This is a genomic window from Sphingobacterium suaedae (genome assembly GCF_042684625.1).
GTDB classification, from domain to species: Bacteria; Bacteroidota; Bacteroidia; order Sphingobacteriales; family Sphingobacteriaceae; genus Sphingobacterium; species Sphingobacterium suaedae.
On the sequence record NZ_JBHULR010000003.1, the window covers coordinates 1,007,817 to 1,032,503 of the forward strand.

Here is a 24,687-nt window from a genome sequence, read left to right on the forward strand (position 1 = left end):
CAACGCCCGTGATTTTGCGTTTTTCCGACATTTAGTTATCGCGTTGCACGTCATGTTCCGATCCTCCTCCATGCGATGTGTTGTCTGTGGATTCGAACACCGAAACCGGTATACTAGGGAGCGCCGGGGCAACTAGGGCCTCGGCCTGAGCAACTTGATCACTTTGCACTAAAAATGTCCCCTTCACCCGTGTAGAATGAAATAGATACAGCGACCAAATAAGCGCAAAGGAAATCGCACGGACTATCTCCGAGTAGTCGTCAGCTTCTGCCTGCTGCTCACGGAAAATAGTATATGTCAGAACCACATCGGCCAACACCACAGCAAGTTGAAACATCAATAGAAAAAATAAGGTTTGTGGAAAAATATCACGTCGTTTCACAAGTAGATAGGCCGCGTACACCGATAAAAAAAAGATGACTGTATTGCCAACAAACATAGTCATGAAGATCCCGGCGTACAGCCAAGGATGTACACCCACATTATAATCTAAGGTATCCCACATCTGTTGCGTAAAAAATAGCCGAAGCATGCCTTCATAAAACACCCGAATTGCTGTCGCACATAACGCGATTAACAGCAACACCAGCCAGCCGCCAATGCGGTCATAGCGCATTTCATCGTACACAGGAATAAGCGTCGACGCCCGCCTTGGGTGGTAATAAGTAACGACCAACCAGGTAAATAGACCGAGCAGCACAACAAATCCGAAAACGGACCAACCATTTGTTTCGTGCGCGGTCGTTGAGCCCGACACTAGCCCGTCATCATCCAAGTAAACCGCACTGGAAAAAAATCTCTCCTTATCCGCGAAATCGGATTGATAAGCAGCTACTTCCTCTGCCTTCACATAGGTATCGTGAAACCCGAGCCGGAACGCAATTTTCAAGGTGTCGTTTATGGTCACGATATTTTTCCCATAATAGTAACTCTCTCGATCCATAAACTCGTTTTCTTTCATTGGTGAGACTGGAATTCCGTCGGGGTTAATAATATAGATATCGTGTTCGAGGGATAACGGGTAGCGCAAAGCAATCGGCGTAAGACGTCCGTCACTGATTGTCGGCAAGTAGCTGCTTAAATTTGTGGCATACACCGATATGCTGCGTCTGTTTGTTCCCACCTCTATTTCAGAAAACGAATGCATGTTGTAATGCTCTTCCACACGAAAGATATTACGTACGGGATCATCTTGATATGTCAAGGGAGTTTGCCTCACCAGCCCCTTGTAAAATCCCTGATAATATTCGAGATAAGACTTATCAATCGTATTCTTTGCCGTTTGTTTAAAATATGTCCGAATGTCGTCTGCATTAGAGCCGCTATATATGGTAACCACATCCAGTTGTGCGCCCCCATCCCGTCGTAGTTTGAACTTCTCCTCCACGCGCGTGGTTCCCGAAAGGACTTTCTCCGTATCCTGGAGCACGCCTCCTGCTTTCACTTCCAAGACTTTTCCATAGAACGGAAAATAACGTTCTGAAAAAGATCCGCCTTGATTCATTATTGTCGGATCGATGTATTGCCTACGCCCATCGATCGATAACCGGACAACCATATGATTGAATGCAAATGGCGAGGGCAGATATTGATCTAAGCCATACTCCTCGTAAGTATTTGCCAATATTAAAGTTGCGTCTATCCCTTTATGGCGTAGCATAGTAGCAAGCAACACGGATTTGTCTTTGCAATCACCATAACGCTGGGCAAAAACCTTTTCCGGGTTATTTGCCCGATGCGAATACTCACCAACCTCCACGCCCATGTAGCGGATGTCATTTTGTACAAAATCCGTAACCTTTTGCGCATATACGACGGAGTCGTGTTTAGATTCTTGCCATAATCGTTCCGAAAACTGGTACAACTTCCCGCCAGCAACCAAAGGAGGAATTGGGTTCACATTGCCCGCCCATTTGGCGACATCCGACCATTTCGAAAACTCCGAACACTCGATGCGTTGCCTTGTAGGGTACCAGATGGGCATATTAGCTTCTGTCTCTACGTGATCCGTCCCTGCAATATCCCAATAATAGGAAACGGCGTGTCCGAGATCCTGCTGCTCTGCGGTCGGAGCTCCCTTAAACGTCTTAAACTTGAGCGAGCGGGTTTTTGGCACGACATAATTCACATGCAATAAGCCAAACGGTTCATATCCCTGAAGAAAATAGGTGTCGGCAAATCGATTATCAAACACGGGGTTGAACCCTCGAAGGGAATACGATAGCACGATCTTATCATCCTTTCGCAAATCTTCCAATAGAAAATATGCAGCGTATGTTCCGTTATAAATCGACCGCGACAGCTCACTTTCGGACGCAATCATCTCGAATTTTCCAAGATCCAATCGATCCAAATGCTTGCCTCCCCGTACAACAAACAGTTCGTGCATGATCAATTGCTGGTATTGTGGATCAAATACGATCGTCACTTGCCCAGCATGCTCCGCACCGGCATGCTCCGTCAGAACTTTAACATCCCTGTAAAAACGCGTTTGTTCCGCAAGATTAACTTGGTATTCTATCCGTTCGTAATAATAACCATCACTGATATCTGCCAAATCTAATGCTTTGGGTTGGTTCGACGATTGTCGAATCCAGTTCGGCAGATTTGCTTTTGAAATACTAGGCGTAGCTGAAAAGCCGAAACCATACATCAATAGGAATAGAACCAGTGGAAAAAAGTAGGTTAATTTCATCAGTTAATAATCTTATCCGAAGATACAGATAAGTAGAATTATTCTGAAATATCAGAAGAAATAAACTTGCGAAAGTCGCTGTGCACACCGATAAAAGATCAACGTAACCATTCAATACCAGTCCGAATAATGAATAGGATCTGGTCCTGTTATTGGTCGGTAGGCCGTCTTTCAGCTACTTTCTGTTGGAGGGTATCTTCATCGGTCAGATCCAACCGTAGCGGTGTGATCGATACCATGCCGTTTTCGACTGCCCAACGGTCTGTACCTTGTTCGGCCGGTTCCAATGGACTAACCGTAAACCAATAGTGTTTTCGACCCAAGGGGTCTGTCCCTGGAATAATTGTACCATCGTAGAGACGTACGGATTGTCTTGTCCACACGAGGTCCTGTGGGTCCTGCGGAAAATTAACGTTATACAAGGCCAGCTCATCATGTTGAAGAAGCAATTCAAGTGTTCGCTCTACAAAGGGTTCTAGAATAGCAAAGTCCGGTTCCGTATTACCGACGGGTGTGCTCAAAGCAATTCCTTTTACACCGAATAGCACCGCTTGCTTCGCGGCCGCTAATGTTCCAGAATGCCACATTGAGTTACCCAGATTGGGACCCATGTTGATTCCAGAAAGCACAACATCAACGTTCTTCCACAAATGTGTTCCCATCGCTACGCAATCTGCTGGTGTTCCGTTTACGCGGTAAGCTTCCATATCCTGGAATTCGATGGGTGACTTCTTATAACTTAACGGACGCGAGTGCGTCACAGCATGCCCCATCGACGATTGTTCTACGTCCGGAGCGACAACTTTTACCTCCCCAAATTTCTTAGCCACCCGAGCCAGGGCTGCAATCCCCGGGCTATAAATACCATCATCGTTTGTCACAAGTATCTTCATGATCACCTTTTTTATAAATATTTTCTATATATAACAACAATTTGGGCTCGAAAAAGGTTCATGAATAAAAGATTCCATGAAGCAGGTCATACTATTACACAATCCGGGCGCAGGCGACGAAGATCATCTTAAGGCAGATCTAATAAAGGCGATCGAGGCCGAAGGATACGGGTGCGTTTATTTTTCCATAAAAAAAGAAGAAAGCTGGAAGACGCAAATCGATCAAGCTGATCTTGCTGTTATCGCAGGAGGTGATGGAACGGTACGTAATGTTCTTAAGGAACTCCTTCAGCGTACTGCATTGGACAAGAAAATCCCGTTGGCTATCCTACCCATGGGAACAGCAAATAACCTCTCGAAAACGCTGGGTATCGATAATTTACTTCCGCACGAACAACATATTGCACACTGGAAAGATAGCCGACTACAACCTTTCGACGTTGGTGTGCTACAAAGTGCCGATAGCCAGGACTTTTTTCTAGAAAGTGCCGGCTACGGTCTCTTTCCTCAGCTGATACAACACATGGATAATAAGGATACCAGCCACCTAGAAAATGCGAAAGACGAGTTAAAACTTGCGCTGGAAGTCCTGTATCAATTGGTTCAGTCGGCGCAAGCAGAACAGTATCGGATAAACGCTGACGGAGAGATCTTTGAAGGACGATGCATCTTGTTGGAAATTATGAACATCCAATCGATAGGACCAAATCTTATACTATCACCCTTCGCTAAGACGGATGACGGTGTCTTTGATCTCGTTCTTGTAGAAGAAGACCAACGCGACGCATTAGCCGATTACATACAGCAGTTAATAGACGAAAAAGAAGCAGCGTTCGATTGGAAAACAATCCAGGCAAAAAAAATAACAGTAGATTGCACGAGTCAATATATGCACATAGACGACGAACTTATTGTACCGTTTAAAAATCCTATTTTGGCAGATATCCGCGAAAAGGTGGTTGAGTTTCTTATCTGAAACATCACCACCTTTTCGCCGCAAGTAAAAAATGGTCGATGAGACGGCTGGAGATATTACCAATGCGTATTGAACAACTTGTGCTCCAGATGACGTAGTCCTTGTTTATCCTTGGCGGTAAGTACGCTTATTGATGGAAAACTTCCAGTTTTACGAATCACTCCGCCGTTAATCAGGTCAACCGACACGGTACCGTCTGCACGCCGTATAAACTGCAAGCCATCCATGGGTTTGCCCTCGGTATCATACGGCAAATAGCCCAAATAATTGTCTTCATTGATAGGAAAATCAGCATTCAATGACTATTCAAATAGGCGGTTGGACTCGTCGGCCTGAAAATTCGTATGCAAACGTTCGAGAACACCGCCTAAACCGCCCGGATACACAAAAGCAAACAAATTAAATAGTCGGTAGCTGATCGCATTTTGAATCCCCACCCCTTTTCCGAATAGATTTCCGACAGGAAAATAGTACGGTCATTTTTACGGAGAGTAGCGACAACAAACAGACTTGCATCACACAACCACGACAAAAGCGAACCTCTCCCGATGTCAGAAGAACGCTGTCCGCTGTACCAGAAATAAAACTTAACAAAGGCTTCACGTTGAATTGATGGAGAATGCGTAGATTTCTTTATGAATTTCCGTATCTACTTTCTCGCAGCCTATGTCATTTCCTGCATGCTATTTTCGGCCTGTCGAAAGGACGAACCACTCTACCCTTCCGGATCGAATGAAGCTGTAAATACATGGATATGGCGCGAAATGGGGCGGTATTACTACTGGCAAAATTTGTTGAAGGAGCCGGTCGATTTTAGAGGCGATCCTATCGATTTTTTTAATAACATACTCGTCGAAGAAGATCGGTTTTCAGCCATCGTTCAAAGTCAGTCGACCGAAACATACAACAGCTCGCTAACCAATACGTTCGGATTTGACCTGATAGCAATCGAGCGTTATGGACAGGAGTTTCATATTTTGAGCCATGTGGTCCCACAAAGTACTGGTCATCAGTTGGGCTTAGTGCGCGGCGACACGGTGTACGCCATTAACGGTGAACCGGTGCGCATATCGACGATCGCCTCGTTAATACAACAGGCCTTAACCAAAAAGGAAATTGAACTGACACTCTCTCACCAGCGACGATTTCGTATTCCAGCTGCTTATGTTGCACAACCCGTCGTTTATACGCACCGGGTATTTGAAACATCCGAAAAAGTAGGCTACCTCTACCTGAGTCATTTTGATTTTAGTGGCGCGTATCCCTTACTTTCCGCGGTAGCAGAGCTTAAGGCCGCGAACATCCGTGATCTTGTTTTGGATTTACGCTATAATCCGGGAGGAGAGGTTTCTTTCGCGGCGTTCTGCAGTTTATTGCTGACTGATGTTCGCCCCGACGACGTTTTTGTAGCCTATCGCGGCAATAAAATAGTAGCCGATCTAGATGAACGTTTTTCGGACGCATTAGCCCGGCAGCCCGACGGTTATTATTTTTCGGTGCCGACACTTCAATCGGCGTCCCTGAAAATGAAAAGGTTGTACGTTTTAACCAGTAAGCATACCGCATCCGCAGCGGAACTGTTGATCAATAATCTTCGTCCCTACCTAACCATCGTACATATCGGTGATACGACTTTCGGCAAAGACATGGCAAGCACGACACGAACAACCCCTGTTGATGTGATCGGAAGTCAACAAAATTGGCATATACAACCCCTGGTTTATAAATTGTTCAATGTCGATGAAAGCGGAAACTACACCATGGGCATCACACCGGACCACCTTGTTTTCGAGCATCAATCCTTACCTCTTTACCCTTTTGGAGATCGCAGAGATCCCCTCGTCGCAAAGGCATTAGCGCTGCTCTCGGATAATACATCCAGTGTTCAGGTACCATCGTCCTTTGTTTCCCCAAAACGCTCGGCGACGGTTGTTCTGTATGAGTCATTGCCATACACGGCAAAACCAATTCGTATCGATACGAGTAAGTAAAAAAAGGGATGGCATAAAGCCATCCCCCACATCAACCGAAAACCCACAAATCATGGGTTCTTAAATCTAAAAAAACCTTTCTTCGTTTATTTGGAGTCCTTTGACACGGCCATAAAAATCCGTGCGCCGTCGGGATATGCACCAACCCCTGGCACTTCGCCGAGGTCGTCGTTGTCTTCTCGAAGCAAAAGGCGATATACTTTCTTTAGTTGCTCAGATCCCCCTAAGTCTACCTCAGGAAAAAAAAAGTATGCAACAGGATAGCCATTGATACGATATGGCTGCCCCTCCCTATCCACAAGATACAGAAGGATGGCATAATTGCCGACTTCCGCGACAGGTAGGGCTGCATAGCCTCCTAAATCCAGCTCATAAAAATTATGCGTAAATACCGACGATACGTTGGACATCGTCTCCGGCTCACCCAGCGGGGCAAGCGTAAGGTTGTCTACCTTGTACGCTTGGATATTCACCGGGTTTCCTTCTGTGAATGCGCTTAAATTGGCTATGTCAAGTTTAATTCGTGCGGGGTTCACGGCCACATCAGCTAAACTACGGAGTACATATGATGCTTCCCCGTCCTCTATAAAAGATACCGTGTCGCGCCTTTTGTCAAACGCTAACATCTGTTCTAGCAACACCGTGCCGGTTCCGTCGACAAACGTGTAAGTGGCTTCGCCCATTGGGGTTTTTACACGCTGCTGCCCGCTAATAGTCAATACGTCCCCGTTTCGGTAGATTTGCATACCACTGGGCAAAGGTTCGGAAAACAGTACTTCGGAAAACTCTTGGTAGGAGCTCACCATCTCGCCTTTTTGGCAAGCCATCATGGACATGGTCAGACTAATGAGTAGGTATATTTTTTTCATGCGATTCGTGTAAGATATAAGGGGGCAACCACAAACTTGCCCCCTTCTTTGTATTAATAGGTGGTCGGTGCAAATTGCGTCCAGTTAGCTGTCCATACAGCTAGTCCCGGTTGAAAGGCACCTTTGTATGTAGTCGCTGTTCCATTTGCAGGGGAGGTCGACGAAGGAATTAAGTTATTTAAATTAAAAGACGATGCCCCGGTCGTTGAGTAAAACGGATTAACTGTCCCCAAGGTATTGCCCAGTTTCAAATAGGTATTGGCACTTGCCGCTGTACTCGTTCCATTGCCGGTGTACACAGCCGGAGTAGGCGTACCTGCAACAGCTGCCGTATAACCGTGAACCAAATTGTCCTTGAAAGTAGCCCCAGTAGCCGTGATACTTTCGAAACTCACGCCAGTTGGGTACCCCGCAATAATCGAACGTTCGATCGTCATTGCAGTCGCTCTTCTCCAACGGTTACCAAATTTCAATTTCGTTCCAGCGGTAGTAGCGTTTTGGATACCTAGAAACGTGAAGTTTTTCAACTTCGGATTTGTCTTTGGTGTTGCCGCAGACCCCGTACCGTCATTATCCGATTCAATACCGTTTGAATCCGAAGAACCACCAGACACACTATTTGTCGAGTTCGGATCTTTTAACGATAGACCATAGGTGATGGTCCCTGTATAACCAAAGTCAAAATCAAAATCGTCATCATCATTAGACAGTGCCACCAAGTGATCTGCATTTACGGTACCGCCGAAGAATTCAAAACCATCGTCTTTTCCCCACGAAACCTGAATATGTGAAAGCGTCGTACCATTTCCGACGCCACCGAGTGTTAAACCGTTGATTTCATTGTTTGGGGTTAGGTTATAACCGGCAAATTCAATACGTACGTACTTCAAAATACCCGAGTTGTCGCTGCTCGACGATCCTCCATAGCTTACATCAACACCAATAGGCTCGGGAATTCCTTCGATGCGTGGACTGGTTTGGTTTGTAGGTGCTTGGCCGAGTATAACCAGCCCTCCGAAATCGCCTGCCGCTCTACCCGTAGCTTTGGGCGACGTAAATACGATAGGCTCTGTAGCTGTGCCTTCTGCATCCAGTTTTGCGGTTTTTGGAACAACAAGTACACCCGCAATGTTATTCGTCACACCATTGTGTACGTACGACTTTGTAGATCCAGTTGTCAAGACAGTACCCGGTTGAATTTCTAATGTTTGTCCAGGACGTACGAAAGAAATTCCATCAATTAACCATACGGTATCTTTCGACAGCACACTTTTCGTGATGATACCATTTACGTCAACAGGGATGTGTTTTTGAGGTTTTGCAGGTAACCCCGCAGTGAAATCTCCTTCTGGGGCGAAATTGTCTTTGTTGCATGATGCCAAAGCGATAGCACATACGCTGGCCAAGGTTAAAAAGTTTTTCATTTTTTTCCGTTATAAAAATTACCTTTGCTGTCAAGATCCTTTTAAGCTATGCTGCGTATCGGGACAGCATTCCGATGCGTAGTATAGTTTTGTCATCTCTTGGTTTTCATGTCTTGATGTACGTTCCAGATTGCGCAGTTGGACAATGCTCGGAGTCTCTTTTTTTATATACCAATATCTGACGAACTGCCTCGCGCAGTTGTATTAAAAATTATATTTCAATGTGAGTAAGAAGCGACGTCCCTCTCTTCGCTTATACATGATTCGATCCTCTTCGGGATTGTATTTCAGATCACCGATTACTTTGTAACCGCCAGTTACCTCATCTGTCTCGGCTACCTGTTCGTATGTATCTTCCGATTTCCTGTAATAGAAACCCCATTCATTGAGCAAATTTCCAACATTGAAGGCGACTTCCGCTTTCCGCTGGAACAAACGAAGGTAGAACTGAGCGTCCAGTTGTTTTGGTAGCACCTCAAATTCCGTATTTTTAGGCTCTGCGGAACTAATAAACGTTCGGTAACCGACTGCATTGTAGTTCAAGGTTACACCAACTTGCTCACCCCAATAGGATAACCCGGCATTCAGCAACCAGGGCGATTGGCCAATTAACGGACGATCCTGCAGTGGCCTACGCTCGCTAATAATGCCTGGAGGATCTGTGCTGTAACGTGGAAAAGACATCGCTTCTACCTCCGAGCGCATCCACGTACCGTTCCCGTAAACAAAGAAATCCGCTAACCACGCTGTCTCGCCTAAAAAATATAGTGATTTACGGACTTCTGCCTCCACTCCATAATTTATAGCAGCATGCTGATTTTGGTAATTGTACCGGTAGCTCGCATTCGGGTCATCGTCTTGCACCAACTCGATGGGCTTGTCCAGATACTTGTAAAATCCAGACACAGATACGATCTCTCCGGCAGAAGGGTACCACTCCAGGCGCAGGTCTATATTGTCAATGGTCGTAGACTTTAAATTTCTCCCCGCAATAATACCATCCAACTCATAGTCATACATTCCGAACAGCGAAGTCTCACGTAAGTCGGGACGTATAACGGTTCTTCCGTAGGAGGCGCGAATATTCGTTTTTGGCGTTACACTGTAAATAGCATTGATGGAAGGAAGCAGTTTCCATCCCTTTTCTGCTGGTTCGATATCATCGCTAAGGTATTCGGGAATACCTTCCGGATGTCTCCTCTTCAGGAAGGCCTCTTGCTGATTACGGAGGTTGAAATATTCGGCACGCAAACCATATACCAGACGTAATTTATCATTGAATTGTTTTTGATCCAGCATCACATACAGGGCGTGCGCAGTCAATCTTCCGTTAAATACGGTTCCGTTATCCCGGTTCGCATAGTAATAGGCCTGGTTGATATCCGAACCTATATTTTCGGGTGCAAGTACTTGGTCATAGGGTCCCTCTATAACGCTGCCATTCCGCATATATGGAATAACACGCGTCAATGACAAGTCTCGCTGACGTTGATACCCCGCATAGCCGACCTTCGCCAGCACATTGAGCACTTCCTTTACGCTAAAGACGCGCGAAATAGCGGTATTCCAATAGTAATCCGTCTCATCGACTTCTGACCACATTCGTGAATCTTCATCAATGACAGCATTTGACACCCCACCCAATTGCATGATATTGGGGGTTTGGAAATAGTAGGTGTCGCCAACACGTGTGGTTAAGTTGTACTTAAGTTTTCGCTGATCAATGATATCTTGCCCCACCCGATTGACCGAACCACTAACCTGCAAACGGAAATCAGACGGCAATTGATATTCACCTTCCAACTTATGCTGCAACAACGTTAGCAATTCCGGTTCCTGAAATTCCTCCCGGAACATCGGACTGGTCAGATCCCGATACGCCAACCGATGTGCTTCGTTATAACTGTTATTGTATACGCGTGAGTATATATTTTTAAATGCTAATTTTAAGTTTTCCCGCTGATAGCCGATATTGGCAACCGCACTTACTGCATGCATGGAGCGATAGGATATACCGCCGCCATTTTGACCAAACCCGGTACTATCCATATAGTTTACACCTGAAAAATCTTGTCCGCGTACATTATTAAACAGCACGGTATTCTGTTCGTTGCGTAGACTGGCGCTCGCCACAAAGCCCAAACGTTGTGCGTTCGGTAGGTCATATACACGTCCCAAAGAAATTCGATAGTTCTGAAAGGGCATTCCCTTATACGCGAACTTCGACAAGGCATCTGCCTGGAAGCGCCGGCTTTGCGCTATCGCATCCAGATCTTTGTATTTCGGTCCCGCTGGATTTCCCGGGTCTAACGGAAGATTGCCTGTATTCGTAGTCCCCGGAGGAGGCGTTCCGTCGGCTATAGCTTCATTATGCCAGTACCAATTCAGAACATTGTCTGGCAGCTTATTCTTCGATTCAGGTACAGTAAAAAATTCGCCATTCGTACGTTCTCCAAGTCTATAAACATCATCTCCCAAAGCCTGACTATTACCTCCGGTTCCCACTTGGATCGTTGTAAAATTCTCTTCCGGAATATCCAATGTGTTGACGGAAACCTGCCCGCCAGAAAACTCTGCTGGCATATCCGGGGTCGCTGTTTTATTGACGACCACACTGCTGACCACTTCTGTAGGAATCACGTCGAACGAGAAATTCCGCTTGTTCATGGATGAACTTGGAATACTGACACCGTCTAACATAGCCTGATTATAGCGCTCGGACATTCCCCTAACAATGACATATTTATTGTTCATCGTCGTCACACCACTGACACGCTTTAACGATCCGGCCATGTTGATATCTGGTGTGCGGGCAATCTGTTCCGCAGAAATTCCGTCTGTCACCGATGCAGCATTTTTCTGACTAGCATATAGCCCTGCAATAGAGGCTTTCTTAAATGTACTGGTCACAACGACATCCGCTAGCTGATGACTACTACTTTTTAGTGCGATATCCAGTTTGGTTGACTGTCCTGCCGTCACTTGAACCTGTTGAATGCGTTGGGTTTGGTACGATAAATAACTCACTTCCACAACATACGTACCAGCAGGTACATCCAGTTGGTAACCGCCATCTATAGCCGCTTGCACCGTCGTGCCGGGCATTTGTCCAACAAGACGGATATTAGCACCGGCCAAGGGCAACCCGCGTTCATCATATATCTTTCCACGAATCGATCCGGGACGCTGCGCCATTTTAGGTTCTACGATGATATAGGCGTCCGATTCCCGAAAAGTGAGTGCAGTACCTTTAAAAATATAGGAAAGTATATCGCGAACCGGGGCCCGTACAAAAGACTTGGCGCGAACTTTTTTTTCAGACAGTTTATAACGCGCATCGTCAAATGCGATGTATACATGTTCCGTTTCCAATGCGCGAAACGCCTGTATAACACTTCCGTTATAAACATCGATAGATATTTTTTTATCCAATACCTGTGCCCGCGCCGGAGCAGCCACGAGGACTTCCGTCAAGGAAAGTATCCCCATCATCCCAATCAACAAAATGCGCATGATAACATGGAGATAGTGTAAATTAAATTGCATAAATTTGTTTATGTATTAAATAACTGATACGGTTTTTGATATGTAATGTCCTTACAGGTGCAACTGTTCGGCATTAAAGGAGAGTTGGCGATGGTGATCGTTAACTCTTTTTTTTTGTTATCAATAAATCAACACAGTATCTCCCTCCTTTCTTGATTTATTTTGATGTATTGCACAGATTGCCGAGACCACATGTTCAAGCGGCACATTTTCCTGAATGGGTAAACTGTATCGCTGATTGGCGATACGCTTATCACTGGCTTTTAAGGTTATACCATAGTTATTTTTTACGGCTAAGGCCAGCTCTTCGAAAGATGCCTGGCGGAGAGATACACGCCCCGTCATCCATCCCTGCTCGTCGTTAACGGAGAATCTTTCGGTCGCACTATTGGCCTGCGCTTTTTCGAAACGAATACGATCTCCCTCATGCAGAATTCCCAACAGGTGAGTACCACGCTTTACTTGTACACGCCCCGTGAACACGGATATAACCTGTTCGGCCATTTCCGCATAAGCTTGTATATTAAACGATGTTCCCAGCACTCGGGTTTGTAATGGCCCTGTTTCCACGATAAAGGCCCGACTACTATCGGAAGTCACCTGAAAGAAGGCCTCCCCTTCCACCAATTGTACCGTACGCGTCGTCCTCCCATATTGGCCTTCGTCCAGTTGCATGGTTGATCGGGCATTCAGCGTGACCACGGAGCCGTCGGGCAAAACTATCTGCTTCCGTTCGCCAACAGCTGTCGTAAACACCCGAAAATGGTTGGCGATTTCCGTCGCCGATTGTTTCGCGTCACGCTGATTAAGAGACCAGATAAAGGCTCCTATGCCGACGATCAAGAAAAACCCGGCAACGCGGAGCCAACGCCGCATCGGGAAAAGAGCGGTACGGACATGCGGAGCCGTCGGCAGTCCTTCTAACGTGCGACGCAAGGCCTCTTCCCGCCGGTCGCTGTCTATCTTCGTTTTCGGGCTGACCTCCTGTTTATCAAACTGTCCGTACCAGCTATCGAAAAGCTTCCGCTCATTGTCCGTGGCGACCCCTTGCTTATACCTATCGATCAAAAAATTAAATATGCTTCTTTTCACGCTTTTTGTTGTCCTTTATATAGATGTCTCCGAGAAGACGAAAAAGTACTTCAACAAAACGTGAACATTGTATTAAATTGATGTAAAGCGATGGGGAATAAAGATCAATATAGGAACGTCGCGGAGCATGGCTTCGTGTTAAAGAAGATTGAGGTGCTCGATGGTTAGGGCAAGTAGTGGAAGAAACGCACGGAACTTGCCGGATCCATGTCGTGCGACTGCCACCTTTAACCGTCTACTTCCTTCGGTTAGGTTATTTTTTACAGTTTGCTCAGACAGCTGCAGGCGTGAAGCAATCTCCCGAATGTTGACGTTGTCCCACCGCATCAACATAGCTGCTTTCATATTGCCCGGCATTTTTTCCAATTCATCCGCCAGGAGTTTCTCCAACGCTAGGTATGTTTCTAAATGATGTGGATGTTCGTGAACAAATCGTTCCAGCTCCTCCGCTAAGTTTTCAAGGAGTATAGGTTTAGCTTTCGCCGATTGATAGTGGTCAATGATCTTATACTTCAACATGCCGTACAGATAAGCAGGCAAGTTCATTTCCGTGTCTATTTTTCCACGCTGCTCCCAAAAGCCAATAAATAGTTCTTGGACAATATCTTCCGCCTGCTGCTCGTCTTTAACTCTCCTCAAGGCATGCATAAACAGGTCTTGCCAAAAACACCTGTATAATTCGCTAAAGGCCTGCTTATCGTCGTGCGTTTTAATCGCAATTAACCAATCCTTGTATATCGAAATGATTTTCCCCATATGACTGATCCCATTCAAAGATAGACCCTCTATATTAAGTCAATATTAATTTAGTTAAAATTCAAAATCGGATTAACGGTGTCTCTGCGACAATTAACATCTGATTGGGACGATTACACGGCTCTAACGAAACGACAGTTTATAGCGTTGTCCAAAAAAAATAAATGTCGATGTACGAACGGGGTATAAAAAGCATGTTACAAAAAATTAATATTGTTTTTTAATAGTTTTTTTTAGATTTGCCTCCGTATGGTCAGCCGGAAAGCAAAATCACCCGTTTTTTTACTAGCGTTTTTACTCAGTGTTGGGGGATTATGGTTTTCTTCCCTTCACCAAGTAGCTGACGTCACGGTTCGTCCGGATTCCGCGTCCTTTTCGGCCGTCGATTCCGAACGAGAATTTTTAGATGATGCCGGGTTTGATTTTCAGTTCGGAAGACGCAAGACACTGTTTCACCATCACGATGAGGAAAGTTCCGAAAAAGTCGAAGAGAGCGATCCAAAAAGTACCAAAGACACCGATCCATTTCCCCTCCCTCTTCTTTCTGTACTTGTCCAACAAACACTTTCCTATCAAGCCAAAGCCTACATCTTCCAACAAAAACATACCAGCAGACCGCTCCTCCCTCCCCTGACATGTTATCATCACCATAAATATATTCTCTTCCAAGATTTTCGAACGTAGGATCGCTTATCCCTCCAATTTAGACGAATGATTTTCTATGCCGCAATGGTATACTTTTGCCCATATTGCTGGCAAAAGAAGCATCTTACGTCTTATATTTTTCATAGCATTTAATAAAAAAATTCTTACGCCATATCAACGAATGCAGCGAAAGGTCTTTCTGTTGCCCTGTCGGTCGGAACGACAGGCTGCTACATACGATTCTTATGCATTGTTATCGTGGATTTATATCGATACATACGTAACATGAAAAACACTATCATATTCCTGGCTTGCTTTGCCGTTCTTACGTGCACGAGCTGCAAAACGCATACAGAAGAAAAGGAAGAAGAACTGAATTTTATTGTATCCGCCCCCCTCTTACAGGATACCACCATCGTGAAACAATATGTCAGCCAAGTTCGCGCCATTCGACATATCGAGGTACGATCACAGGAACGAGGTTATTTAGAAAAAGTGTACGTCGACGAGGGACAGTACGTTCACAAAGGGCAGCTGCTTTTTCAAATCATGCCCAAGTTGTATAACGCAGAATATCACCGAGCGCAGGCGGAGGTTGAAGCCATCGCTATCGAGGTACAAAATATACAGACCTTGGCCGATAAAAATGTAGTCGCACCAAATGAATTGGCTATGGCTAAAGCCAAACTTAAAAAGGCACAAGCAGAGATGGAACTCGCTTCCGCTCATTTACAATTCACCAAAATAACAGCCCCTTATGATGGTATTATCGACCACCTAGACATGAAACTCGGCAGTTTGGTCGATGAAGGAGACTTACTGACAACACTGTCTGATAATAGCACGATGTGGGTTTATTTCAATGTGCCCGAAGCGGAATACTTAAACTACAAAACCCATAAAAGCGAACAGAATCTCAACCAGGTGCAACTATTGTTAGCTAATCAGGACGTCTACACGCAACAAGGCAAAGTGGAAACAATCGAAGCCGATTTCAATAATGAAACGGGTAATATCGCTTTCCGTGCATCATTTCCTAATCCCGAAAATCTACTTAGAAACGGTCAAACGGGCGTTATCCTGATGAATATCCCGATGCCCCACGCCATTATCATCCCACAAAAAGCAACATTTGAAATCATGGACAAAAAATATGTCTATACCCTAGATGATCAAGATAAGATCAAACTTACGCCAATCACTGTCAAAGCCGAACTTCCTGACTTGTATGTTGTCAAGAGTGGTCTAAACGGCAAGGAGAAAATCCTTTTGGAAGGTATCCGAAAAGTGCAAAACGGCGACAAAATTACGTACGCCTTCAAAGAGCCGAAGCAGGTATTGACTCAATTGGTCTTACCTAGCGAATAGTGATTTCATGTTTCACCAGCCTTACACGTTATGTTTGAAAAATTTATAAAAAGACCGGTATTGGCCATTGTGCTCTCTATCGTTGTTGTTTTCCTTGGGCTCTTGGCAATAAGCTCTTTACCGATCTCCCAATTTCCAGATATTGCACCACCAGTTGTTGTCGTTAACATCGCATATCCCGGAGCCAGTGCCAATGTCCTGACAGAGTCTGTATTAATTCCCATGGAAAAATCCATCAATGGCACCCCCGGCATGAAATACATGACCTCGGACGCCACCAGCGCAGGCGAAGCCACCATCATGGTTTACTTCGATCTCGGTACGGACCCTAGTCAGGCGATGGTTAATGTAAAAACACGGATCGAACAAGTGACGAACCGCTTGCCAGAACTCGTCCAACGGGAGGGGTTCGTAGTCAGTTATACGTCGCCAAATATGTTGATGTATGTCAACGTGTTTAGTACTGATCCGCATGCGGATCAAAAGTTCTTGTATAACTTCGCCAATGTGAATGTCATTCCCGAAATCAGCCGGTTGAAAGGTGTGGGCAGCGCCAAAATTTTAGGAAGCCGAATTTATGCCATGCGTGTTTGGTTAAATCCTGAACGCATGCGCGCCTACAATGTATCCACGGACGAAGTCATGGAAGCGATGGGACAACAAAGCATTATAGGCACGCCGGGGCGTCTAGGCCAAAGCACCGGCAAACGTTCACAAGCTTTAGAATACGTATTGACCTACAAGGGTCGATATAACAAGGTCGAAGAGTACGAAAACATCATTATCCGATCCAATGCCGAAGGTGAAAATCTCAAATTGAAAGACATCGGCAGCGTTGAGCTTGGCAGCGAATTTTATGACATTTACTCCAATCTTGACGGATTACCATCTGCATCTATCACGCTGAAGCAAAACTATGGCAGCAATGCAAACGAAGTCATCAAAGAAGTCAAAACGAAGCTCGAAGAGATAAAAGCTGCATCGTTTCCCCCCGGGATGGACTATAAAATCACCTACGATGTATCGAACTTCTTAAATGCGTCTATTGAAAAAGTAGTGCATACACTCGTCGAGGCATTTATTTTGGTAGCAATGGTCGTATTTCTGTTTCTGGGAGATTGGCGCTCCACACTTATACCCACCATTGCGGTTCCCGTATCGTTGATCGGTGCCTTTATGTTTATGCAATTGTTCGGGTTGACCATCAACCTGATCACACTTTTTGCGTTGGTTCTTGCGATCGGTGTTGTGGTCGATGATGCGATTGTCGTTGTAGAAGCGGTACATGCGAAGATGCATGAAAAGCACCTTCCTCCCTACCAAGCCGTAATGGAAGTCGTCCGTGAGATTAGCGGCGCAGTCATTGCCATCACGCTGCTAATGACCGCGGTATTTATACCGGTTGCCTTCATGACCGGTCCAGTCGGTGTATTTTTTCGGCAATTTTCCATAACCATGGCTTGTGCTATTGTTATATCCGGTTTTGTCGCGTTGACACTGACCCCTGTCTTGTGCGCCATGATACTAAAGAACAACCACGGCAAGAAAAAAAAGAAGAGTCCAGTCGATCTATTTCTAGATGCGTTTAATCGGAAGTTCGACCGTCTGAATCTTCGTTACGCTTTTTTTCTGCGGAGGATTGTCAACCGAAAACTCATTACTTACACCCTACTCGTGGCATTCTCATTTGGTATTTTTGGAATTTCACGAACACTACCCAGTGGGTTTATTCCGAACGAAGATCAGGGCATGATTTACGCCATCGTACAGACCCCGCCAGGGTCTACGCTAGAACGCACAAACGACGTCGCCCGCCAACTACAGAAGCTCAGCGAACATATTGAAGGAGTGGCTTCAGTCACTGCGCTCGCCGGTTATGAGGTACTTACCGAAGGGCGAGGTTCAAACGCAGGCACATGTTTGATCGAATTGAAAGACTGGTCCGAACGCAAGGAAACCGTACCAGAAATTATAGAAGAACTGGAAGAAAAGTCCAAAGAAATTTCAGGAGCCACCATCGAATTCTTTGGCCCACCCGCCGTTCCGGGGTATGGTGCAGCTGGAGGATTTTCGCTTCGTCTTTTGGATAAGACAAATAGTGACAACTACAAAGAACTGGAGAAAGTAAACGAGGATTTTATGGAGGCGCTTAGAAAACGGAAAGAACTGACCGGACTATTTACATTCTTTAGCGCAAACTATCCACAGTATGAGTTAGAAATCGATAATGAAGCTGCTATGCAGAAAGGCGTAAACATCGAAAATGCCATGAATAACCTTTCCATCCTCATTGGCAGTACGTATGAGCAGGGGTTTATCCGCTTCGGTACGTTTTATAAAGTCTACGTGCAAGCTTCACCTGATTCCAGAGCACTCCCTGAGGACGTCATGAAATTATATGTCAAAAATAACCGAGATGAAATGGTGCCATATTCTTCCTTTATGAAGATGAGAAAGACGCATGGTTTGAATGAAATAACGCGATACAATATGTATCCATCGTCCGCTATCAAGGGTGAACCGGCTACCGGCTACAGTACCGGAGAAGCGATTCAAGCCATTCAGGAGGTCGCTCAAAAAACCCTACCCCGGGGCTATGACATTGGCTGGGAAGGATTAACGAAAGATGAAGCCGCACGTGGTCATGAAGCGATTTATATCTTTTTGATCGTTCTCGGTTTCGTATACCTCGTTCTAGCAGCACAGTATGAAAGCTTTGTCCTTCCATTGTCTGTCATTCTGTCCCTTCCCGCCGGTATTTTCGGCACTTTCCTGCTCTTGAAAGTTATGGGCCTAGCCAACGATATCTATGCACAAGTGGGGCTTGTGATGTTGGTAGGACTGCTTGGAAAGAACGCTGTGTTGATTGTTGAATTCGCCATGCAAAAACATGCTGAAGGCATGAGCGTATATAAGGCTGCCATCGAAGGGGCAAAGGTACGTTTTCGCCCGATTTTAATGACTTCTTTTGCCTTCATTGCGGGGATGATCCCTATGATATTGGCCCATGGTCCGGGTGCGATCGGCAACCGAACTATTGGTGCAGCTGCAGCCGGAGGCATGCTTATTGGTACGATATTCGGCGTGATCGTTGTACCCGGGCTTTACTTTATCTTCGGTAGCATAGCCAATAAACGCAAGTTGATCAAATACGAAACGGAACTTCCACTGCTGGAAGAAATAGAAAACCCTGTATTAGAAGAAATAGAAAACTAATGAACAAGAGACATCTCATCAACTACATCTTATATATGAGCTGTATGGCTCTGGGAGCCTGTAACATTCCAAAAATCGCGGAAAAGTCGGCAGCCATAGCATTACCTCAGACGTTTGCCGGAAAAACCGATAGTACCAATGTTGCACAGATCGACTGGGCACATTACTTTACCGATCCACATCTTTGCACCTTGATTGATTCGGCCTTGAGTCACAATCAGGAACTCAACATCATGCTACAAGAAATTAATATTGCGGGCAATGAGGTGCATGCTCGAAAGGGAGAATACCTCCCTTTCGTTGGTGCGAAACTGGGCGGAGGCGCAGAAAAACGTTCCGAAAATACACCATTGGGTGCTTCGGAAAAACAGATTCGCATACAGGAGGGCCGAGCGAATCCAGATCCTATGCCAGACATAGGATTAAACCTGTTTGCCACCTGGGAAATAGATATCTGGAAGAAACTCCACAATGCCGAAAAAGAAGCTCGTCTCACGTATCTTGCCTCGATGGAAGGCAAAAATTTTATGGTTACCAATCTGGTCGCAGAAATTGCCAATCTCTACTATGAACTCTTGGCCCTGGATCAGCAAAAAAAACTCATAAACGATAATTTAAAGCTACAAAATGACGCCTTAACCTTGGTGAAACTTCAGAAAATCGCAGCCCGTGTAACCGAACTTCCTGTTAAAAAGTTTGAGGCCGAGGTCTTAAAAAACCAAAGTCTACGTTATAAAATCGATCAACAGATCGTGGAAACCGAGAACAAACTGAATTATTTAGTCGGACAATACCCCCAACATATCATCCGTAATGCTCAGGGACTGTCAAGTATACAGTTACCCGTGGTAGCGGAAGGATTACCCGCACAACTCTTAAACAATCGTCCAGACGTAAAACAAGCAGAATTGCTCATGCAGGCAGCCCAATTGGATGTTCAGGTCGCCAAAGCGAGGTTTTATCCTTCTTTGGGAATTTCGGCCAACCTCGGATATCAAGCATTCAATCCGGCATACTTACTGAAAACTCCCCAATCGTTGATCTACTCAATCACCGGCGACCTCATTGCCCCCTTAGTCAATAAACGCGCTATTGAAGCGGACTACCTAACTGCCAATGCGAAACAGATACAAACGGTGTATACCTATGAACAGACTGTGCTAAATGCGTATGTCGAAGTGGCCAACCATTTATCCAAATTTAAGAACACAGCGATTATTACCGATTTGGAAAACAAACAAGTTGCTGCACTAACAGCGTCCGTACAGATATCCTATGATCTGTTTAATTCGGCACACGCAGACTATATGGAGGTGCTAATGACCCAGCGCGATGCTATAGAAGCCAAATTAGAGCTTATCGAGTCGCAACGAGCACAATTCAATGCCGCTATTGGTTTATACCGTTCTCTAGGGGGAGGATGGCAATAAATTATGCGGGGAAGTCCGGCGGGCATGTCTTGCCGGACTTTTTACCATACCGTATCGTCGATCGGCATGGCAACCCATCGTTCATAACAATAATCGATCAAACAATATAAACTGATCTATAAGAACAATGGTTAGTCGACATGCTTCTCTAGAAACGACGTTATAGCTTGCAAAAATTGTTGAGGTGCCGAAAAGTGAATGTTATGATGAGTTCCCGGAAATCTGTTGTGCGTAATATACTTTGGAGCTTTCGCGACCAACGCTAGATTTTCTTGATCCAGCGGGAACAAATCCCCTTCCCCGACGGCCTCTAAGATTAATACGGGAATCTGCACATTTCCTAGAATCTCGCCCGGACGAAGCTCCACGATCGACCGTGCATAGCGACTTACTTTTTGCGGTGCGAATAGCAACTCTGCTAACTGTTTGCTGTCTTGCATGTGATAGTATTGCGGCAGTCCACGATAGCTTATCCATCCGTTTCCGTCGTGTTTAAGAAGACTTAAAATCTGATATTGCTCGGTCGAATCGGTTTCATCGTACAGCATAGTATAGCCTTCCCAATCACTCGCATAGTATCCAAGAAACCGTTTCTGCAGATCTTCAGGTACATCCGCTGCTCGGAGATTCTGCATTTGTATCAACGGGTCTTTGTGTAAAAAATTTAATTTAAAATCGACCGTCCCCCCATCTTCCAAGAGCAATGCCTTAACACGTTGAGGATATTTTCCATAAAAATTCGTCGCCAAATAAGCCCCTCGTGAAAAACCGCCTATAATCGCCTTCTCTACAGAAAGACTATCCATTAATGCCTGAAGGTCGTCGGCAAAATCGTCAAAAGACGCATCAAAAGAAGGCAACTTGGTCGCACCGTGCCCATATTGATCCACGGATATCACCGTATATCCTTGTTTTGTCAATGAATCCACAAAGGGGGCAAATTCATAGGCGTTGCTTAAGCTACCATGCAACCAAAAAATTGTCCCCTTATGGCGATCGCTTCCAGGCCATTTGAGAAATGATAAATGCGTATGTTTTGTTTTTATTTCGAGGCGATGTCTCGCTTCCATAGCATCATATCTCTCTTTAGCCTGCCGAAATTTCTCTATGCGTGTTACGTCCTGGCCCAGCGCCGTGCAGGAACAGACGAGCAGAAAAATAAGCAGGAAGTTCGTCATTTACAGTTCCGTGTACCACGTAAGATATCGATCGATTGCCTTTCGCTTATCCTCCGTCAACCGATAATCTAAATACTCCGTTAAGTATTTCTTGTAATCGAAATTTTCATAGGGAGGCAATCCCGGGATGACATCTTCAGGGTGTGCAACTCCAGCCGCCAGCGCATTGTTGAAAGCGACTTCGAAAGCTACTGGTAACTTTTTGTTCGAGACCCATACCGCATAAGCAAACGGCAATCCGGTTAATTCTTTCCAATAATATCCTAAATCGTATGCATATGGAACCCTATGTTTTTGACCAAAAGTACGATCCCCGATCAGCACATAGGCATCTGCTTCGCCCTCGTCAACTATGTTTACGTCCTGCTTCCAATAATGCTTTAGTAAAATCCGAGCCAAGCCGTTCGACGTGCGCGATTGTTTATCCAGCAATAAAGTTTTTACCTGTTCTATGGGTTTGGTTGAAAATATAAATACTGAATCGACGGCTCCATTACTTCCAATACAATAATCTCCAATAATATGATATTCGGGAAGTCTCGTTAGCGCGGCAACAGGAATAATTCCCATGTCGACTTCGTTTTCAATTACTTTACGTGCACATTCCGCTGGGTAATCTACCGAAAGCTCGATATCTTTCCATACTTCCGAGTTGCGTATGCCCTGCAAGAAAGGCAGGGTGTTGGTATACGAAACTGCGGAAACACTTATTTTCTTCATCTACAAATTTTCTAGGTGTTTCACGTTATAATGATCTAAGATGGTAAATCGATCATCGGTATATTCCAGCACATATAGTGCGGTGTTTGTGTGGGGGAAGTCATCCATGAGACAGACAGAGACATCTGTCAAGTGGCAAAGCATAATCCGTAGCGCTCTGCCGTGCATACACACCAGTATCCGTTCTTCATTCGGTTGTGCAAGCATATGCGCAATGGCCTGTTTCTGCCGGTAAACGAGTTCGTTGGGAGATTCCCCTTCGGCGATGCTTAAGTCTAGATCTCCCTTGCGCCAAGATGCGACAACTTGTTCAAATCCAGCCATAATTCCCTCGTCTTGCTCCTTCCCTTCGTAGATGCCCCAAGAAATCTCGTCTAAGCCTACTAACTCTTCTGTTGGAATTCCCTGATCGATGAAGCGTTGAACAGTCTGTTTTGTCCGAAGTAAGGTAGATGTATAAATTTTATCAAAAGGTATATGTTTGAACGCTTCATAAAAAGCCTCGGCCTGTTGGAAACCTGTTTCATTGAGCGGTGAATTTACCCCTCTGCCTTGTACAACCCCTCTTAAATTTAAATCTGTTTGCCCGTGACGGATGAAATAAAAAGTCTTCTTCAATGTGTTGTTACTCTACTACAGGTAAAGAATAATAGTTTGTTTTGTTCGCGGCATCAAAGACCACATCGTTATAGTCCGTGACTACCTGGTACAAGGTATCTCGTTCTACGGGATGTCTGCCCACATTTTTAATCAGCTCGACCAATTGCTGTGTACTCATTCCCGGATGTTGCTCTTCAGCGCCTGCCATCGAATATATCTTCGTGGTATCATCGAGCGTTCCATCAATATCGTCTACACCGAAAGCCAAAGAGAGCTGTGCTGTATCCCTGGAAATCATCGCCCAATATGCTTTAATATGATCAAAATTGTCCATGTATATCCGCGCTATCGCATAGTTCCTTAAGTCTTCTACCACAGAAACCTCTGGTATATCGGACATTTGATGTCCTTGATTACGAAATTTTAACGGTATGAACGTTTGAAACCCGCCCGTCTTATCTTGAAGCTGCCGCAAGCGTTCCATGTGATCAATACGATGCCAAAAGGCTTCTATATGTCCGTAGAGCATGGTCGCATTGGTACGCATGCCGAGTTTATGTGCCTGCTCATGTATGTCAAGCCATTGTTCTGCTGTACATTTGTCGCCTGCAATCCGCTCGCGAACTTCCGGATGGAAAATCTCCGCTCCACCGCCCGGCATGGAATCCAAACCACATTCCTGCAAATATTTCAAGCCTTCGTAATGGCTTAATTTTGCCTTTTTAAAGATGTAATAGTACTCGACAGGAGTCAATCCTTTGATATGGAGATTAGGCCGATGCGCTTTACACTTCTTGAAAAAATCGGCATAAAATGCCAGATCCTGCTTCGGTACTACGCCCCCTGTTATATGGACCTCCGTCACGGGTTCATGATCGTATTTCCGAACAATATCCATCATGCCTTCTACATCCATCTCCCATCCCTGATCCCGATTTTTTATCAGTCGGGAATATGCACAGAATTTGCAGTCGTATACACAGACATTCGTTGGTTCGATATGGAAGTTACGGTTGAAATACGTGATGTCACCATGCTTGTTCTCCCGGATATAGTTAGCTAACACACCAAGGTAGCCCAGACTTCCGCGTTCGAAGAGTATAACCCCCTCTTCAAAACTGACCCGCTCACTTCGAAAAACCTTCTGCGCTATACGCTTTAAATCGGCATCTAAATTCTTATCCTGAATTAAAAAATCAAGTCTATGCGTTGCATTCATTACTGCCTCCTAACTGAACAAATGTACCAATTAGCACAGAAAAAAGCGACTTTACTATCGCTTTTCTAT

18 protein-coding genes are annotated in these 24,687 nt (G+C 45.1%); 6 read left to right on the forward strand and 12 right to left on the reverse strand.

The genetic code is table 11. The annotated features are described in order from the left end of the window. Window positions 1-31 precede the first annotated feature (31 nt). Window positions 32-2,695, reverse strand: coding sequence for a DUF3857 domain-containing protein (locus ACFSR5_RS07840; protein WP_380902415.1), 2,664 nt, complete (start codon window positions 2,693-2,695; stop codon window positions 32-34). A gap of 149 nt (window positions 2,696-2,844) precedes the next feature. Continuing rightward, window positions 2,845-3,588, reverse strand: a complete 744-nt coding sequence (gene surE, locus ACFSR5_RS07845) for a 5'/3'-nucleotidase SurE (protein ID WP_380902417.1) — start codon at window positions 3,586-3,588, stop codon at window positions 2,845-2,847. Between the two features lie 76 nt (window positions 3,589-3,664). Here surE and ACFSR5_RS07850 point away from each other — a divergent pair, with 76 nt between their 5' ends. Further along, entirely contained in the window at window positions 3,665-4,564 is a 900-nt protein-coding gene (locus ACFSR5_RS07850) for a diacylglycerol/lipid kinase family protein (protein ID WP_380902419.1), read from the forward strand. A 56-nt stretch (window positions 4,565-4,620) separates the two neighbouring features. Here the strand turns inward: ACFSR5_RS07850 and ACFSR5_RS07855 are convergent, their stop codons facing one another. Further along, entirely contained in the window at window positions 4,621-4,863 is a 243-nt protein-coding gene (locus ACFSR5_RS07855) for a hypothetical protein (protein ID WP_380902421.1), read from the reverse strand. A 336-nt stretch (window positions 4,864-5,199) separates the two neighbouring features. Here ACFSR5_RS07855 and ACFSR5_RS07860 point away from each other — a divergent pair, with 336 nt between their 5' ends. Continuing rightward, entirely contained in the window at window positions 5,200-6,555 is a 1,356-nt protein-coding gene (locus tag ACFSR5_RS07860; RefSeq protein WP_380902423.1) for a S41 family peptidase, read from the forward strand. 86 nt (window positions 6,556-6,641) lie between these two features. On the opposite strand, the gene ACFSR5_RS07865 is transcribed toward ACFSR5_RS07860, so the two are convergent. The 5 genes from ACFSR5_RS07865 to ACFSR5_RS07885 all read right to left on the reverse strand — a co-directional run bounded on the left by ACFSR5_RS07865 (window position 6,642) and on the right by ACFSR5_RS07885 (window position 14,242). Further along, window positions 6,642-7,424: a hypothetical protein gene (locus ACFSR5_RS07865; RefSeq protein ID WP_380902425.1), complete on the reverse strand. Its 783-nt coding sequence runs from the start codon at window positions 7,422-7,424 to the stop codon at window positions 6,642-6,644. A gap of 53 nt (window positions 7,425-7,477) precedes the next feature. Next, window positions 7,478-8,848, reverse strand: coding sequence for a hypothetical protein (locus tag ACFSR5_RS07870; RefSeq protein ID WP_380902427.1), 1,371 nt, complete (start codon window positions 8,846-8,848; stop codon window positions 7,478-7,480). Window positions 8,849-9,052: 204 nt separating this feature from the next. Continuing rightward, entirely contained in the window at window positions 9,053-12,394 is a 3,342-nt protein-coding gene (locus tag ACFSR5_RS07875; protein WP_380902429.1) for a TonB-dependent receptor, read from the reverse strand. 120 nt (window positions 12,395-12,514) lie between these two features. Then, complete coding sequence (locus ACFSR5_RS07880; RefSeq protein ID WP_380902431.1) at window positions 12,515-13,486, reverse strand: FecR family protein; 972 nt, start codon at window positions 13,484-13,486, stop codon at window positions 12,515-12,517. Between the two features lie 138 nt (window positions 13,487-13,624). Then, entirely contained in the window at window positions 13,625-14,242 is a 618-nt protein-coding gene (locus tag ACFSR5_RS07885; RefSeq protein WP_380902433.1) for an RNA polymerase sigma factor, read from the reverse strand. A gap of 249 nt (window positions 14,243-14,491) precedes the next feature. On the opposite strand from ACFSR5_RS07885, the gene ACFSR5_RS07890 reads away from it, so the two are divergent. The 4 genes from ACFSR5_RS07890 to ACFSR5_RS07905 all read left to right on the forward strand — a co-directional run bounded on the left by ACFSR5_RS07890 (window position 14,492) and on the right by ACFSR5_RS07905 (window position 20,901). Then, the gene (locus tag ACFSR5_RS07890) at window positions 14,492-14,926 is read left to right on the forward strand and encodes a hypothetical protein (RefSeq protein ID WP_380902435.1); all 435 of its coding nucleotides are present in this window, start codon (window positions 14,492-14,494) and stop codon (window positions 14,924-14,926) included. Between the two features lie 246 nt (window positions 14,927-15,172). Continuing rightward, window positions 15,173-16,255 carry an efflux RND transporter periplasmic adaptor subunit gene (locus ACFSR5_RS07895; protein ID WP_380902437.1) on the forward strand — a complete coding sequence of 361 codons (1,083 nt, stop codon included), beginning with the start codon at window positions 15,173-15,175 and terminating at the stop codon, window positions 16,253-16,255. 30 nt (window positions 16,256-16,285) lie between these two features. Further along, a complete protein-coding gene (locus ACFSR5_RS07900) occupies window positions 16,286-19,471 on the forward strand; it encodes an efflux RND transporter permease subunit (RefSeq protein WP_380902439.1) in 3,186 nt (1,061 codons plus the stop codon). Next, complete coding sequence (locus ACFSR5_RS07905) at window positions 19,471-20,901, forward strand: TolC family protein (RefSeq protein WP_380902441.1); 1,431 nt, start codon at window positions 19,471-19,473, stop codon at window positions 20,899-20,901. Before ACFSR5_RS07900 ends, ACFSR5_RS07905 begins: the two co-directional genes overlap by 1 nt. 131 nt (window positions 20,902-21,032) lie before the next feature. Here ACFSR5_RS07905 and ACFSR5_RS07910 read toward each other — a convergent pair whose 3' ends face one another. Genes ACFSR5_RS07910 through mqnE form a run of 4 tightly spaced genes read right to left on the reverse strand, consistent with a single transcriptional unit; the run spans window position 21,033 to window position 24,618 of the window. Continuing rightward, the gene (locus ACFSR5_RS07910) at window positions 21,033-22,079 is read right to left on the reverse strand and encodes an alpha/beta fold hydrolase (protein WP_380902443.1); all 1,047 of its coding nucleotides are present in this window, start codon (window positions 22,077-22,079) and stop codon (window positions 21,033-21,035) included. After that, window positions 22,080-22,799: a menaquinone biosynthetic enzyme MqnA/MqnD family protein gene (locus tag ACFSR5_RS07915; RefSeq protein ID WP_380902445.1), complete on the reverse strand. Its 720-nt coding sequence runs from the start codon at window positions 22,797-22,799 to the stop codon at window positions 22,080-22,082. After that, window positions 22,800-23,417 carry a histidine phosphatase family protein gene (locus tag ACFSR5_RS07920; protein ID WP_380902447.1) on the reverse strand — a complete coding sequence of 206 codons (618 nt, stop codon included), beginning with the start codon at window positions 23,415-23,417 and terminating at the stop codon, window positions 22,800-22,802. Between the two features lie 7 nt (window positions 23,418-23,424). Beyond that, complete coding sequence (gene mqnE, locus ACFSR5_RS07925) at window positions 23,425-24,618, reverse strand: aminofutalosine synthase MqnE (protein ID WP_380902449.1); 1,194 nt, start codon at window positions 24,616-24,618, stop codon at window positions 23,425-23,427. Window positions 24,619-24,687 lie beyond the last annotated feature (69 nt).

Excerpts from the sequence above, each read along its gene's own strand:
- ACFSR5_RS07875 (WP_380902429.1), bottom strand. The coding sequence starts at position 12,394 with ATGCAATTTAATTTACACTATCTCCATGTTATCATGCGCATTTTGTTG.
- mqnE (WP_380902449.1), bottom strand. The coding sequence starts at position 24,618 with ATGAATGCAACGCATAGACTTGATTTTTTAATTCAGGATAAGAATTTA.
- ACFSR5_RS07870 (WP_380902427.1), bottom strand. The coding sequence starts at position 8,848 with ATGAAAAACTTTTTAACCTTGGCCAGCGTATGTGCTATCGCTTTGGCA.
- surE (WP_380902417.1), bottom strand. The coding sequence starts at position 3,588 with ATGAAGATACTTGTGACAAACGATGATGGTATTTATAGCCCGGGGATT.
- ACFSR5_RS07915 (WP_380902445.1), bottom strand. The coding sequence starts at position 22,799 with ATGAAGAAAATAAGTGTTTCCGCAGTTTCGTATACCAACACCCTGCCT.
- ACFSR5_RS07885 (WP_380902433.1), bottom strand. The coding sequence starts at position 14,242 with ATGGGGAAAATCATTTCGATATACAAGGATTGGTTAATTGCGATTAAA.
- ACFSR5_RS07860 (WP_380902423.1), top strand. The coding sequence starts at position 5,200 with ATGAATTTCCGTATCTACTTTCTCGCAGCCTATGTCATTTCCTGCATG.
- ACFSR5_RS07840 (WP_380902415.1), bottom strand. The coding sequence starts at position 2,695 with ATGAAATTAACCTACTTTTTTCCACTGGTTCTATTCCTATTGATGTAT.
- ACFSR5_RS07895 (WP_380902437.1), top strand. The coding sequence starts at position 15,173 with ATGAAAAACACTATCATATTCCTGGCTTGCTTTGCCGTTCTTACGTGC.
- ACFSR5_RS07850 (WP_380902419.1), top strand. The coding sequence starts at position 3,665 with ATGAAGCAGGTCATACTATTACACAATCCGGGCGCAGGCGACGAAGAT.
- ACFSR5_RS07900 (WP_380902439.1), top strand. The coding sequence starts at position 16,286 with ATGTTTGAAAAATTTATAAAAAGACCGGTATTGGCCATTGTGCTCTCT.
- ACFSR5_RS07890 (WP_380902435.1), top strand. The coding sequence starts at position 14,492 with ATGGTCAGCCGGAAAGCAAAATCACCCGTTTTTTTACTAGCGTTTTTA.
- ACFSR5_RS07905 (WP_380902441.1), top strand. The coding sequence starts at position 19,471 with ATGAACAAGAGACATCTCATCAACTACATCTTATATATGAGCTGTATG.
- ACFSR5_RS07910 (WP_380902443.1), bottom strand. The coding sequence starts at position 22,079 with ATGACGAACTTCCTGCTTATTTTTCTGCTCGTCTGTTCCTGCACGGCG.
- ACFSR5_RS07865 (WP_380902425.1), bottom strand. The coding sequence starts at position 7,424 with ATGAAAAAAATATACCTACTCATTAGTCTGACCATGTCCATGATGGCT.